Origin of the sequence: Paenibacillus monticola, assembly GCF_009664975.1 — a bacterium.
Classification (GTDB): domain Bacteria; phylum Bacillota; class Bacilli; order Paenibacillales; family Paenibacillaceae; genus Paenibacillus_AQ; species Paenibacillus_AQ monticola.
The window spans coordinates 729,195-742,285 of record NZ_WJXB01000002.1 but is presented as its reverse complement, the minus strand read 5'-3'; the positions used below and the strand labels follow the sequence as shown (position 1 = coordinate 742,285).

The following is a 13,091-nucleotide window of genomic DNA, read 5'->3' as shown; positions in this document are numbered from 1 at the left end:
GTTCAAAAGTCCTAAATTTGGTTAATGATGATTGAAGAACAATACGTTTTCCCTACAAATTTCTACGTTCTTATGTAGGGTCTATTGTCTCTACAGCTGAAAAAGCAAAATCATCAGGGGGAAAATCATGAAAAATCAATCATTTCGAAGGCTCTTATCATCTTTTTTAATCGTAAGTATGGTATTACTTTCACTGAGTTCAGCCTTTGCTGCTACTGCTCCATCAAAAGCAGATATAAAGGGGCATTGGGCGGAAAGTCAAATCAGTAAATGGATAGACAAAGGCTTCATTAAAGGATATGAAGATGGCAGCTTTAAACCGAACAATACAATAACTAGAGCGGAATTTATGGCTTTGGTTAACCGTTCTTTTGGCTTTAGTGCAGAAGCAGCGATTTCATTCAGCGATGTAGCTCCAGGCAACTGGGCGTATGTTGAAGTTGCCAAAGCAGTTAAAGCAGGATATATAACGGGATATGAGAATGGAACCATTGGGGTGAGTAAACCCATCAGCAGACAGGAAGTTGCTGTGATCATTGCTAGGTTGCTAGGCCTGCCAACAACCGCTGGTTCTGAAGCATCATTTCAGGATTCGGGCCTAATTGCTACTTGGGCAAAAGGTGCAGTTGATGCAGCAGCAACCAGTAATATACTGAATGGGTATGCAGCAGACCATAGCTTTAAACCAACGAATTCAATCACCCGTGCAGAAGCAGTAGTGGTGCTCGATCGTGGTATGGCCTTCTTAGCGGGATCGGGATCACCGACGGGAACTGCGCCGGCTGGAACACTTGCTCCAACGGCAACTGCTGCTCCAACAGTAACTGTTGCTCCAACGGTAGCTCCAACCGCAACACCATCACCAACGGCAACAACGGGAAACGGAACGGGGATATTCTACCCAACGCCTACGCCTATAACTACACTTGCCGCACCAATCAATGTTGTAGCAACGGCAGGAGACAAACATATTAATTTAGGTTGGGACTCTGTTACAGCAGCTACATATTATAATGTGTATCAATCCTCGGATGCTATAACCTATCAGTTAATTAGCACTCCGGGTGTAGTAACGACAGCTGCTTATGATGTGACTGGGTTAACGAATGGAACTTTGTATTATTTCAAAGTAACGGCCGCTAATACAGAGTTAGTAAGCATATACTCAAATATCGTAAGTGCAACTCCTAGTTTAATGCCTGATGCAGTTGAACTTGGTTTGGCTGGGAATTTTGCGATCTTGTCTGAAGCAGGTATCTCTACTATACCTGGGTCCGTCATAACGGGTGATATAGGAGTTAGCCCAATAGATGCTACGGCGATCACTGGATTTTCTATGACACTAGATGGTAGTAATAATTTCGCGAAATCCGTTCAAGTTATCGGAAATATATATGCTGCAAGCTATGCCGCTCCGACTCCTAATTATCTTACTACAGCGATAAACGACTTGAAGACCGCATACACTGATGCTGCTGGAAGAGCGATCAATTACAGCGAGCTGTATAGCGGAGACCTCAGCGGTAAGACACTTACAGCTGGTGTTTATAAGTGGGGTACCAACGTTATGATCAATACGGATGTTACTCTCCATGGTGACGCAAATTCTGTGTTTGTCTTCCAAGTTGCTGGAGGAATTAGCCAGGCTAGTGGAACCAAAGTTATTCTGACTGGTGGTGTACTAGCCAAAAATATCTTTTGGCAATCAGCATCTACCGTTGCACTTGGAACGAATGCGCATTTTGAGGGCAACGTAATAAGCATGACTAATATTAGCTTGGCCACCGGAGCCTCAATCAATGGCCGACTGTTGGCCCGGACTGCAGTCACTTTGGATCAGAGTACAGTTACTAAACCTAACTAACTTTTGTATTGAACAAAGAACAAGACTCGTTTAGGAACCTTTGAGAAAAGGAACCTCATGCGGGTCTTTTTTTGTTCAACGCCCATATTAAGCACAGCAAAGCCGGTTCTTCTTGAGAAAGGCTGTTAAGTTCTGTAACTCCCGCTAAACATCCAGCCAGTCCTCTTTCAAAAGAGTTTTAATCAGCTCTACATTCTTATGCCCCAACTTACTGATGATTTGCTGCTCTAATTGCTTTTTGATAACCAGTATCTTTCGATTGCACTCTACTCCATTAGGACTTAGAACGATATGTTTATCGCGCTGATTTCCAGCAACCTCTGCAGTTTCTACATAACCATGTGACAACAGGCCCTGAATACTTTTATGTGTTCCTTGTCGCGAGATACCAATAATTCTGCTTATTTCCGAGATGGAGAGCATGGTATGGATTTTAAGAACCGCGAGAATATGGGACTCTGTTTTATTAATATTATCCGGGTCCATCTGGGTCACTCTTTTTCGTAAAGCCAGATGTTTTTCGCTAAGTAAATCAATCAGGTTCATATCTTGTAAATTTATATTCATCTATACACTCCCGCATAATAGGCATTCTACATAGTATAAATTAATTGTGGATATTGTCAACCTGGTTGACTTTAAAAAAGGTGCGTGATATTGTAAACCGAGTGGACAATAGAGAATATAAGGAGTATGAACATGGGGAGAAACAAAAGAGAAGGATTCATATTTACGCTGATTATGTGTGCTTTAATGGTTTTGGGAATGTGTATTTATAATGTGATTTTACTCGAGGGCTGGTCTGGGACATGGATACAACATGTGATCATCGGCTACGTGCCCGCATTTATCATTGCTCTAATCTTAGATGTATTTGTTGTCGGTAAAGTTGCCAAGCGGATTGTAAGTAAACTGACAAAAGCGTCTGATCCGCTGCTCAAAAAGATTCTGCTTATTTCCTCTTTTATGGTTATGGGCATGGTGGTGTTGATGTCCTTTTATGGTGCGGTGCTCCATGTAGGCTTTACTGCAGAATTGCCTATGGCCTATCTGTCAGCTCTGGGCAAAAACTTCATCTGTGCGTTGCCGCTGCAGCTAATTCTGGTGGGGCCGCTCACACGATTTATTTTTATTAAGATTATACCGGCTGCGGCACCTGTCTGAAATCAAACTAGTCTGGGCCTACCCTTTATGATTTAATGGCTATGAGGACTAAACATTGCTGCTGGAGGGATAATAGGTGAATTTATCAAAAGCGGATTTTGAGAGGATAAGTAAGCAGGTGTATCGTAATGCCCGCCCTGTAGACTTAGCGAGTTGGAAATATCATTTTGAGAAGGGTAGCCAGATGGATATAGTAGAAGCTTTGTCTAGCTATCAGAATGAGGACGGTGGTTTTGGTCATGCTCTGGAGGCGGATTCATGGAACCCAAACTCTACGCCTATTCAAACAACTACAGCCATCGAAAAGTTGACCGAAATCAATTTTAAAAACAAACAACATCCTCTTGTACTGGGGATTCTAAATTACTTGGATAGTGGTGCTGAATTTGTGCATCGAAGATGGAATCATACGGTACCCTCTAATAATGAGTATCCACACGCTCCTTGGTGGCATACAGAATCATCAAGTACTAGCCGCAGTGAGTATAATCCAACAGCCATTATAGCAGGTTTTATTCTGGAATTTGCAGAAAGAGACAGCAGACTCTATGAACTAGGAATGAGCATTGCAGAGGAACTGGTTGAATTATTTCTACATAATCCCGAGCTTGAAATGCACCCGCTTAAGTGTCTGGTGGCCATGGTGAATTCTATTGAGAAAGCGAATCTACAAAACCACTTGCTGTTCACAAAAGTACGGGAAGAGGTGAACCAACAGATCACTCAACGGATTCAACGTGACTCAGAGGAGTGGCATGGGTATAGTTGCCGACCTTCTACATTTATTAATTCGCCAGATAGCTCACTCTATGAAGAGAATAAGGCGCTGGTCAGTGAAGAACTTGATTACCTACTGACTACAAGAAATGCTGATGGCGTATGGGATTTAACCTGGAAGTGGAACGATTTTGACAAAGAATTTGCTATCAGTGAACACTGGTGGAAAACAGAAATAATCATCAAAAACATGCTTTTTCTAAGAGCTTTTGACCGGCTGTAATGAATGCTAGACACCGCTAATTCCATTCGATGTTTACTTTTTCAGTGGCAGGTTAAAATATAGGGAGAGGAGGTGTCTATCATGAACAAGGGTTTATCGCCTGAAGTTCCTCCAAAGGTCGTTCCTGAAGTTAAGCCAGACGTGATCCCAGAGTCACAGCCACCTAATATTCCGCCCGAGATCAAGCCTGATATCCAACCTGAAATAAACCCGCCGGAACCACTGCCTGAGATCTATCCGCAAAATCCGTAGTTTCATAATTCTTTCACTTCGAAGCTGTATAAGCTAAAAAACAGCCAGTCTCCGGTTATTGGAGACTGGCTTGTTTTTGTCTTTGATCCTTCTCCACTTGCATTCATTTAGTGATGCACCGTGTTAGATCTACTGTTCACGATAAATGTCGTACTAGCCGAACCTGCAAGCCTGCCTTCAATTACTTCCTTATAATCATCAATTAGCCTGTCAAAAATACTCGTCCAAGAGCGGCCAAGCGCCAGTCGCCGGCCCTCGTGTCCCATAGCTGACAGCTGAACAGGCTGATTACCCCATGTGCAGATCGCGCGAACCAAGGCTTGCGGACTTCTGGGTTCGACCATAATGCCGGTACGACCCGGCACAACCAGGTCTCTTACTCCACCCGCGTCCGCCGCAAGGACCGGCAGACCGGAGGCCATCGCTTCGAGGACAACATTGCCGAACGTTTCGGTGCTGGATGGGAAGACGAACAGATCTGCCGAAGCATAGAGCTGCGCAAGCTCCTCACCATGCTTGTAGCCGGTGAAGGTAACATTACTTGGGGCTTGTGCCCGCAGTTCTGGCAGAAGGGGGCCATCGCCGACAATCAGCCAATGAACCTGCGATTGCATGGATTCAGGCAGTTTTTGCATCGTGAGTGTGAGGGTGGAAATGTCTTTTTCCGGGGCAATCCGTCCTACATACAGCAACAGCAGAGGTGCAGTAATTCCATAACGCTCCCGCACCTCAAGGCTGCGCTTCTGCGGCGAATAAAGCTTACAGTCGATCCCTCTGGACCACAGCTTCAGCCGGCTAAAGCCTTGCAGTCGCAGTGAATCGAGTGTTTCATGTGAGGGTGCAAGCGTAGCATCGCAGGAACGATGGAACCATTTCATATATTTCCAATAGAGGGGGACCATTTTTTTCATCCGGTAATATTCAAGGTAACGGTCGAAATGGGTGTGGTAGGAAACGACATGAGGGAGATTACGACTATGAGCGTAACGCAGACCGGAAAGACCCATATTAAAAGGAGTTGCCAGATGAAGTAAGTCGGGCTTGAATATCTTCAGTTCGTTCTGGATAGAGGTCATACTCGGCAGTGCAAGCCTGCATTCAGGGTACAGAAAAAAAGGGATGCTGGAAATGGGGCGAATCGGATCGGCATAGCTGTCCACGGGGGCCGATTTCGGTGTGAACAGCAGATGTTCGATGCCACGGTGGTTCAAATGCTCGGTTAAGCGGTAAAGTGTGCGGGCAACACCATTCGTTTGCGGAAGAAAAGTGTCCGTAAATAAGGCAAGACGCAAGGCTACCCCTCCCAATATTCGTGTTACCCTAACCATAACAGGCGACTATTCGTTGGGGGTCAACCGGATGTTAAATATTCAAGAGCTTGTATTTCAACGTATCACCTTAGCTGCCGGTATTCTTCTCCCAGATCGGCTCGGCATACAAATTCATTAAGTTACTGCTGCATTCTTTACCGGTATCATAAGAGCGGTCACCCAGCACTAGCTTGAAGGCTTCCAGCTTCCGGGTAGCTTCTGCGGCGACCGTGCAATCCAGCCAATCGGCTAAGGCTTGCAGGACGATCCGTCCTTCCGCAAGCGCCTGTTCCCACAGTTCTGGAACACTTTCCGTTCGAGCTTCGGTGTACAGCGCTGAATGTCTCCACTGTGTATGCTTTTCGTTCAGATAATCCAGCTGCTCCTCGGCAGGAGAAAGCTTTTGATAAAAATGACTGCGCGCCTGTCCCCACACGATAGCCTTCTTCCAGCCCCTCGGGTCGTACAGACATTTATGAGCCAGCACCAAGTCAAGGTAAGCCTCATGCCAGCTTTCAGCTGGAAGATAAGCCATAACCTCTGGATACCAAGTTAATGCAGTTTCATGCAGAATAGTATGGATCGGGTAAGGAAGCCCGGAACCCACATCTATTTTTTTCCAGGCTGGAATCTGCCAGGTATCCACTTGCTTCACTCGTTTCATAAAAACCGTATCAAGAGCAATTTCGAACCGCCCATGATTCCGCTGCTTATAGCCTGCTTTCCAATTCACATAAGGATGAAGATTCCGGTCCAGCAAATGATGGGTCAGAAAGCCTAAGAAATACAGCTGAGCTTCCGGCAAATCTGCAGGGGAGAGTTCACGGATTCTCTGCCAGAATTCGATTAATACCGGTCCACAGTTACGGCTGTGCATATGATCTCCCAATCGGGTTGCCCCAGTGTCCGTTCTCCAAGGAAGGAAGCTATGGTACAGCAAGAAATCCGGTCCTTGACAGCCTAAGCGGTATAAGTTCCCGTGATTCTGAAGTCTGGCCAAGAAGGGCAGGCGGTCGCGGAACTCGTCAGCTAGCTGCTGTCCGTATTCAATGTGCATCCAAATGTTAGGCATTACTAATCTCCTCCCTATTGCTCATTTATAATCTCAGTATAGGGGATACATGTTAAGAGAAAATAAATTATTGTGAATTGAAAAATAGTAATACTTGCCTTAAAGTGCACTTTAAGCTATATACTGAGGAAAACCTGGCCAGGTACAGCTTAGTAAATAGAATACAAAGGGATGAACCTAGATGAAAATTATCGATCATATCTATATCAACGGCGAGTTTGTGCAGCCAAACGGTACGGAAGTGCGGAACCTGATTAATCCTGCAACAGCAGAAATCATGGGTCAGGTAACCTTGGGGAATATAAAAGATGCCCAGAATGCGATAGCAGCTGCGAAACAAGCCTTTAAAAGCTTTTCCAAAACAACTCTGGAAGAACGCTTGCAGATGCTGCAACGTCTGCATGATGTGATGAAGGAGAAGTCAGAGGTTATGATTCAGGCTACAGTCCAAGAATATGGTGCACCTATAAGTATTGCCACTATGCTCATGAATTTGACGCTGAGGAATTTCCTGAACACCCAAGAGGTGTTGCAGGATTTCGAATTTACCCAATATATTGGAAAAGCAAAGGTCGTCCTCGAACCTTTAGGCGTTATTGCTGCAATTACACCTTGGAATGCAGATTACACGCACATTTCAGGCAAGCTAGCCCCCGCTATTGCCGCAGGCAACACCATTGTGATTAAGCCCAGCGAGCTTAGTGCAATTCAGACCCAATTGTTTATGGAATGTATTCACGAGGCTGGGATTCCAGCCGGGGTCATTAATATCCTTAACGGAACAGGCGATGTCGTTGGTGCGGAATTAACCCGTCACCCGGATGTAGCGATGATTACTTTTACAGGGTCGACCAAGGTCGGGAAAATCATCAGCCGGGGAGCTGCCGATACCCTGAAAAGAGTGGCGCTGGAGTTGGGTGGGAAATCGCCTAACCTGATTATGGATGATGCCGATTTCAACATAGCCATTCCGCTTGCTGCCATGAGTTGCTTCATTAATAGCGGCCAGGCATGTATTGCCGGCACACGGTTAATTGTTCCAGAGCATCGGCTGGAAGAAGTGAAGAAGCTGATTACAGCTGCTGTTGAAGCTACTAAAGTGGGTGATGTCTGGGATAAGAATACGGCTATAGGTCCCATGGTAAGCCAACAGCAATACGACACTGTTCAGCGCTACATTAAACTTGGCATCGAAGAAGGGGCCGAGTTGATTACGGGCGGCGAAGGGCATCCGGAAGGACTGGATCAGGGTTATTTTGTAAAGCCTACAGTATTTGCGAATGTTACAATGGATATGACCATTGCCAGAGAAGAAATATTTGGACCGGTATTGTCCATATTAACTTACAAGACAGAAGAAGAGGCCATTGAAATAGCTAATGATACTGTCTATGGCTTATCTGCCTATATCAGCTCCTCCAATTTGGCGAGAGCTAACCAAATCGCTGCCCAGATCATGTCGGGACGGATTGAAATTAATGGTCTGCACGATGAGCCCCATGCTCCATTTGGTGGATTTAAACAATCAGGAATCGGCAGGGAACATGGCGTGTACGGCCTTGAGCAGTATTTGGAAGCCAAGTCAATAATGGGTTATGATGTAGCACAAATCGCCGGGAGGTGAGAATAATGGGTTTTTCGATAAAAGAAGCTTCGGAGCGCTTGGGGCTTGCAGCCCATACCATACGTTACTATGAGAAAGAAGGGCTGTTGCCCTTTATACAAAGGGATCAGCACCGGAATCGTATCTTTGAGCAACATGATCTGGACTGGATTAACTTGATGACCTGTTTTCGAATGACGGGGATGACGGTCACCGGCTTGAAACAGATTGTGGATCTGGCGCTTCAAGGTGAATCGACCATCCCGCAAAGAAAAGCTATCTTGGAGGCACACAAGCTGGAGCTTACAAGAAGGCAAGTGGAGCTAGACAGAGCCTTTGATGCGGTGAACCATAAGCTATCTACCTATGACTCGCTCGAAAAAAGGCAGCCAGATCCCAAAAATGACATGGGATTGTGTTAAATAGTGACTAGAGGAACGTCCGTTAATCGGGCGTTTTTTAACATGCCAATGACACGAATCTGCACAATCGAAAATACTTGTCCTTTATAGTTGATAGAAACTATCAATAGGAGTGAATAATGACTTGGAACCTTCAGGCAAGACAATAATTTCCCTAATGCTCGCGGCCGAGCTGCTGCTGGGTCCCGCTTGGGCGGCTGGCCCGGTGGTTGCCGCTGAAGCTGTGCTAGCGGGAACACCCTATGCTACAAATGGCAGTTATGATGTAAGCGTTCCCCATATCATCGTGAATCAGGTGTATGGCATCGGCAATTCTACTGCAACAGGCGGTTATTTCTCCAGCGGCTTCATTGAACTTTATAATCCGACTGATTCAAACATAGATTTAAACGGCTGGTCTATTCAATATTCTGATCCGAGTCCGAATGTAAATGGGCTTTGGAGCAAGCTGGATCTGAACGGTACCATTAAAGCGCACTCCTCTTATCTCATTACAGATAGTAAAAATGATCTGTCTAGTGCAAATAATATCAGTACAAAAGGTGATCAGTCTTGGCCGGCGGCACACTTTTTTAATAAGGGAATGAAGGTTGTATTGCTTAGTGATACTACTCTGTTACAGGTTGCGAATCCGTATCAGAACAAAACTAATGACTATGTAGATATGATTGGCACAGCCGGCAATGACAATGGATTAACCATCGATGGCTTTGAGGGCGATTATCCGACGGGCAGTACGGGAGGAACCTCCAAAAAAATTTCGGTCCGGCGTGGCACCTTTACAGACACTGATAATAACAAAGCAGATTTCAAGCAAATTGCCTTTGAAACAACAATAGATATAAACAAACCACACAGCAGCACAGATGGACAATGGGGCGTTGTTGTGCCGGAGCTTGGACTCTCCACAATGGCTATTCCGAACGCTAGGATCGGCTCTCCATATTCGGTGACCTTAGCTGTTTATGGGGGCCTGAAGCCTTATACATTCGAAGCTACAGGTTTGCCGAATGGACTTTCCCTGGATACTGCCTCAGGCAGCATCACCGGGACCCCAACCGTAGCAGGCACGTCAACAGTCAGCATTTCGGTGTATGACAGCTCGACGATCCGTATGTTCGCTGAAGAAAGCTATTCGCTGAATGTTACTGAGGATACAACGACACCGGATAGAATTAGCCTAACGAAGATTGGCGGATATTCCGTGGGTACGACCAACAAAGATGGTGGCGTGGCGGAGATCATCAAGTATAACCGCGATAACGGAAAGTTCTATCTGGTCAATGGCTCTACTCACCCTGCTTCCGTGGATATTGTGAATATTAAGAATGGAAGCAATACGGAAAAGGAAAAAAGCATCAATGTGGAGCTCTTATCGGAGGCCGATGGATTTAATTACGGTGATCTGACCAGTGTTGACATCAATCCGGCTACGAAGCATATTGCTGTGGCCATTCAAGAAGAGGATGCCATGAAGCCGGGTAAAGTCCTTGTGCTGAGCTACGAAGGTGAGCTTCTAGCCGCGTACGATACAGGAGTTCAACCGGATATGGTTAAGTATACGGCTGATGGCCGGTATATTCTGACGGCGGATGAAGCAGAGCCTCGTTCGGTGGAGGGAGATCCCGAAGGCAGCGTGACGATTATAGACACACTTCTAAATACGAATGTCAGTGTCAAATTCGACAACCCAGCAGTGATTGATGATCTCGTGCATATTCGTGGAGCAGTGGATCCGGTGACAAAGCTGATTACGGGCGAAGGATCAAAGGCCGACGCGGTGCGGGATCTGGAGCCGGAGTTCATTCAGTTATCGGATGACCAGAAGACGGCTTATGTCTCTTTGCAGGAAAATAACGCGATAGCTACTATCGATATTGCCAGCAAAACAGTGTTGTCAGTGAAAGGACTGGGATTTAAGGATCTGAACGTTCCTGTCAATGCGCTGGACTTGCTGAGAGACAATCAGGTCAAATTGGATAATGTTCCGTTCTATGGTACCTATATGCCGGACGGGATCGACCAGTATACAGTTGGAGGCAAAACGTATCTGTTCACAGCTAACGAAGGTGATGCAACAGAATGGGATAGCAAGGAGAATGTCAGCACGATTGGTAAAATGAAAGCATCTTTGAACTCTGATTCGAAAGCGGCCAAGTTCCTGAGTGCGAATTCACAGTATGACGGCGTAGAAGTGATGTCGGATATGGGCCATGATGGTATTTATCTATATGGTGCCCGTTCATTCTCGGTTTGGGACGCGAGCACAATGACGCAGGTGTATGACAGTGGTAGCGACTTTGAAAAGATCACGGGTGAGCGCCTGCCGGATTATTTCAATGCCAGCAACAGCAATACAACTCTGGACAATCGCAGCACCAAAAAAGGGCCGGAGCCCGAGTACGTCAAGATTGGCAAGGTTGGCCAAAAAGCACTTGCTTTCGTGGGTCTGGAGCGTATAGGTGGCCTGATGACTTATGATGTGACTAATCCGGAGCAACCAAGCTTTGTTAACTACATCAATTCACGTGAGTTTACACCCAAAGATACCCTGGCTACAGATACCGGACCGGAGGGAATTGAATTTATTCCAGCAACAGCAAGTCCAACTGGCTTACCTTTGGTGCTGGTAGCCAATGAGGTTGGGGGTACCGTGGCTATCTATCAATTGAATGTAGCTAAGGTCACGCTGGATCAGCCGTCTCTATCGTTGAAAGCTGGAGGAGCCACTGCCACGCTTCAGGCAACAGTAGTTCCTGTTGGTGATGGAGCGAAGACGATAACATGGAGCTCTTCGAATTCAAGCATTGCTTCTGTAGATAATACAGGTAAGGTTACACCACTTTCCCAAGGAACCGTTACCGTTTCTGCATTCAGTGCGGATGGATATGGCGTAGCTGAATCGCTCGTGAGCGTTACGGCAGCTGATTCGGTGAGTGCACCAGGTTCAGGAGCAGGGTTAGGAACTGTCACGATTCCAGTTGAAGAAACGGACTCACCAGCTGTTATCACTGAGGGTAATAAGGTCATCGTAGAGCTGAAGACTACAACGGATGCAGAAGGCCGAATGGTAGCTACCGTGACCCTGGAGAAGGTCGAAGCGGCACTGAAGTCGTTGGTTGCAGCTGGGGGTGGCGATGTGATATTCCGGACCACAGGAGCTAATGCCAGTGGGGAAATTGTACTGAATATTCCGGCTGCTGCTGCGGCGGCAATTGCTGGCAGTACAGCTAGCGCCCTTACATTTGAGACGGGCCTGGGTACGATTTCATTAAACCGTACTTCATTCGCCGCCGTGAGTTCAGCGGCGAATGGTGGAGATATTACATTATCCATCGCTAGAATCGATGCCGCAACGGCAATGGGCAGTTTGGCTCCTGAAATAAAGGCGTCTGCCGAAGCAAAGATCGGCAATCGTCCAATCTTGGGTCTGACCATTCACGCCGGTAGTCAGACAATTTCAAGCTTCGCTGGTGGTGTTGCGGACATAAGTATTCCGTATGTTCCGGCGGGCAATGAAGATGTGAATGCTGTAGTTGCATACTATTTGACTGAGATGGGACTGCTTGACGTGCTTCCCGGCAGCAGCTACGATGCTTCGGCCGGAGTGCTGAACTTCCAAACCACGCATTTTTCCACTTATGCGGTGGGTTACAATAAGGTGGATTTCTCCGATATCAGCAGCAGCTTTGCCAAGGATTCCATTTCGTACTTGGCTGCGCGCAGCATTATCACCGGAATCGGAGATGGGAAGTTTGGTTTGAAGGGGAATCTGACGCGTGCGGACGCAGCACTGCTCCTCTCCCATATGGCGGAAGGCAAGTTGGGTACAGCTGCAGCAGCAACCGGCAGTTTCACGGATGTTAAGGCAAGCGATTATTACGCGGATGCGGTGAATTGGGCCAACCAGAGTGGTATTGTGAGCGGGATTGGCAATGGACGGTTTGATCCAAAAGCTAGCGTAACACGTCAGCAGCTAGCCGTGATGATGATCCGCTTCGTGGACTTCATGGACTGGACATTGCCTGTAAGTGCCAAGCCAGTCGCGTTTTCCGACCAGCAGTCCATCAGCGCCTATGCCCTTGCTGCTGCTACTGCGGCTCAGCAGGCGGGCATTATCTCAGGCAAAACAACCGCCGGAGGTTTGGGCGTTAATTTTGCCCCACAAGATAAGGCATCACGCGAGGAAACGGCTAAGATGCTGGCCGTACTGCTGAAGCTGGGAAATCAATAGCAGCGAAAGAGTGACAGACATCGGATTTGTACGGTGAGAGCTAAGAAGTGAAGCGTGAACTAGAAATTCCCCAATCGTTAGAAGATTGGGGAATTTTTTTGGGGAATGGTATAGCAAGCAGCTCTATATTGAACGCACAATACAACTTTAAATATCATTTTTGCCGACAA

The 13,091-nt window shown here is 46.5% G+C and carries 10 protein-coding genes; 7 read left to right on the top strand and 3 right to left on the bottom strand.

All coding sequences use genetic code 11. The annotated features are described in order from the left end of the window. Positions 1 to 127 precede the first annotated feature (127 nt). On the top strand, positions 128 to 1,864 hold the full coding sequence (locus GJB61_RS07875; RefSeq protein ID WP_154117912.1) for an ice-binding family protein: 1,737 nt from the start codon (positions 128 to 130) through the stop codon (positions 1,862 to 1,864). Positions 1,865 to 2,008: 144 nt separating this feature from the next. On the opposite strand, the gene GJB61_RS07870 is transcribed toward GJB61_RS07875, so the two are convergent. Beyond that, positions 2,009 to 2,431, bottom strand: a complete 423-nt coding sequence (locus tag GJB61_RS07870; RefSeq protein ID WP_154117911.1) for a MarR family winged helix-turn-helix transcriptional regulator — start codon at positions 2,429 to 2,431, stop codon at positions 2,009 to 2,011. 132 nt (positions 2,432 to 2,563) lie between these two features. Between GJB61_RS07870 and GJB61_RS07865 the strand changes: the two genes are divergently transcribed. From GJB61_RS07865 to GJB61_RS07855, 3 genes are all read left to right on the top strand, one after another. Further along, complete coding sequence (locus tag GJB61_RS07865) at positions 2,564 to 3,028, top strand: DUF2798 domain-containing protein (protein ID WP_154117910.1); 465 nt, start codon at positions 2,564 to 2,566, stop codon at positions 3,026 to 3,028. Between the two features lie 76 nt (positions 3,029 to 3,104). Further along, complete coding sequence (locus tag GJB61_RS07860) at positions 3,105 to 4,028, top strand: hypothetical protein (protein WP_154117909.1); 924 nt, start codon at positions 3,105 to 3,107, stop codon at positions 4,026 to 4,028. Between the two features lie 81 nt (positions 4,029 to 4,109). Then, positions 4,110 to 4,280, top strand: coding sequence for a hypothetical protein (locus tag GJB61_RS07855; RefSeq protein WP_154117908.1), 171 nt, complete (start codon positions 4,110 to 4,112; stop codon positions 4,278 to 4,280). A 107-nt stretch (positions 4,281 to 4,387) separates the two neighbouring features. Here the strand turns inward: GJB61_RS07855 and GJB61_RS07850 are convergent, their stop codons facing one another. Both GJB61_RS07850 and GJB61_RS07845 read right to left on the bottom strand, forming a co-directional pair. Beyond that, on the bottom strand, positions 4,388 to 5,572 hold the full coding sequence (locus GJB61_RS07850) for a glycosyltransferase family 4 protein (protein ID WP_154117907.1): 1,185 nt from the start codon (positions 5,570 to 5,572) through the stop codon (positions 4,388 to 4,390). Between the two features lie 106 nt (positions 5,573 to 5,678). Then, positions 5,679 to 6,662 carry a zinc dependent phospholipase C family protein gene (locus tag GJB61_RS07845; RefSeq protein ID WP_154117906.1) on the bottom strand — a complete coding sequence of 328 codons (984 nt, stop codon included), beginning with the start codon at positions 6,660 to 6,662 and terminating at the stop codon, positions 5,679 to 5,681. 181 nt (positions 6,663 to 6,843) lie between these two features. On the opposite strand from GJB61_RS07845, the gene GJB61_RS07840 reads away from it, so the two are divergent. The 3 genes from GJB61_RS07840 to GJB61_RS07830 all read left to right on the top strand — a co-directional run bounded on the left by GJB61_RS07840 (position 6,844) and on the right by GJB61_RS07830 (position 12,921). Beyond that, complete coding sequence (locus tag GJB61_RS07840) at positions 6,844 to 8,286, top strand: aldehyde dehydrogenase family protein (RefSeq protein ID WP_154117905.1); 1,443 nt, start codon at positions 6,844 to 6,846, stop codon at positions 8,284 to 8,286. Positions 8,287 to 8,291: 5 nt separating this feature from the next. Further along, a complete protein-coding gene (locus tag GJB61_RS07835; protein WP_154117904.1) occupies positions 8,292 to 8,687 on the top strand; it encodes a MerR family transcriptional regulator in 396 nt (131 codons plus the stop codon). A gap of 124 nt (positions 8,688 to 8,811) precedes the next feature. Further along, complete coding sequence (locus tag GJB61_RS07830; protein WP_154117903.1) at positions 8,812 to 12,921, top strand: choice-of-anchor I family protein; 4,110 nt, start codon at positions 8,812 to 8,814, stop codon at positions 12,919 to 12,921. Positions 12,922 to 13,091 lie beyond the last annotated feature (170 nt).

Excerpts from the sequence above, each read along its gene's own strand:
- GJB61_RS07865 (WP_154117910.1), top strand. The coding sequence starts at position 2,564 with ATGGGGAGAAACAAAAGAGAAGGATTCATATTTACGCTGATTATGTGT.
- GJB61_RS07870 (WP_154117911.1), bottom strand. The coding sequence starts at position 2,431 with ATGAATATAAATTTACAAGATATGAACCTGATTGATTTACTTAGCGAA.
- GJB61_RS07875 (WP_154117912.1), top strand. The coding sequence starts at position 128 with ATGAAAAATCAATCATTTCGAAGGCTCTTATCATCTTTTTTAATCGTA.
- GJB61_RS07855 (WP_154117908.1), top strand. The coding sequence starts at position 4,110 with ATGAACAAGGGTTTATCGCCTGAAGTTCCTCCAAAGGTCGTTCCTGAA.
- GJB61_RS07840 (WP_154117905.1), top strand. The coding sequence starts at position 6,844 with ATGAAAATTATCGATCATATCTATATCAACGGCGAGTTTGTGCAGCCA.
- GJB61_RS07845 (WP_154117906.1), bottom strand. The coding sequence starts at position 6,662 with ATGCCTAACATTTGGATGCACATTGAATACGGACAGCAGCTAGCTGAC.
- GJB61_RS07835 (WP_154117904.1), top strand. The coding sequence starts at position 8,292 with ATGGGTTTTTCGATAAAAGAAGCTTCGGAGCGCTTGGGGCTTGCAGCC.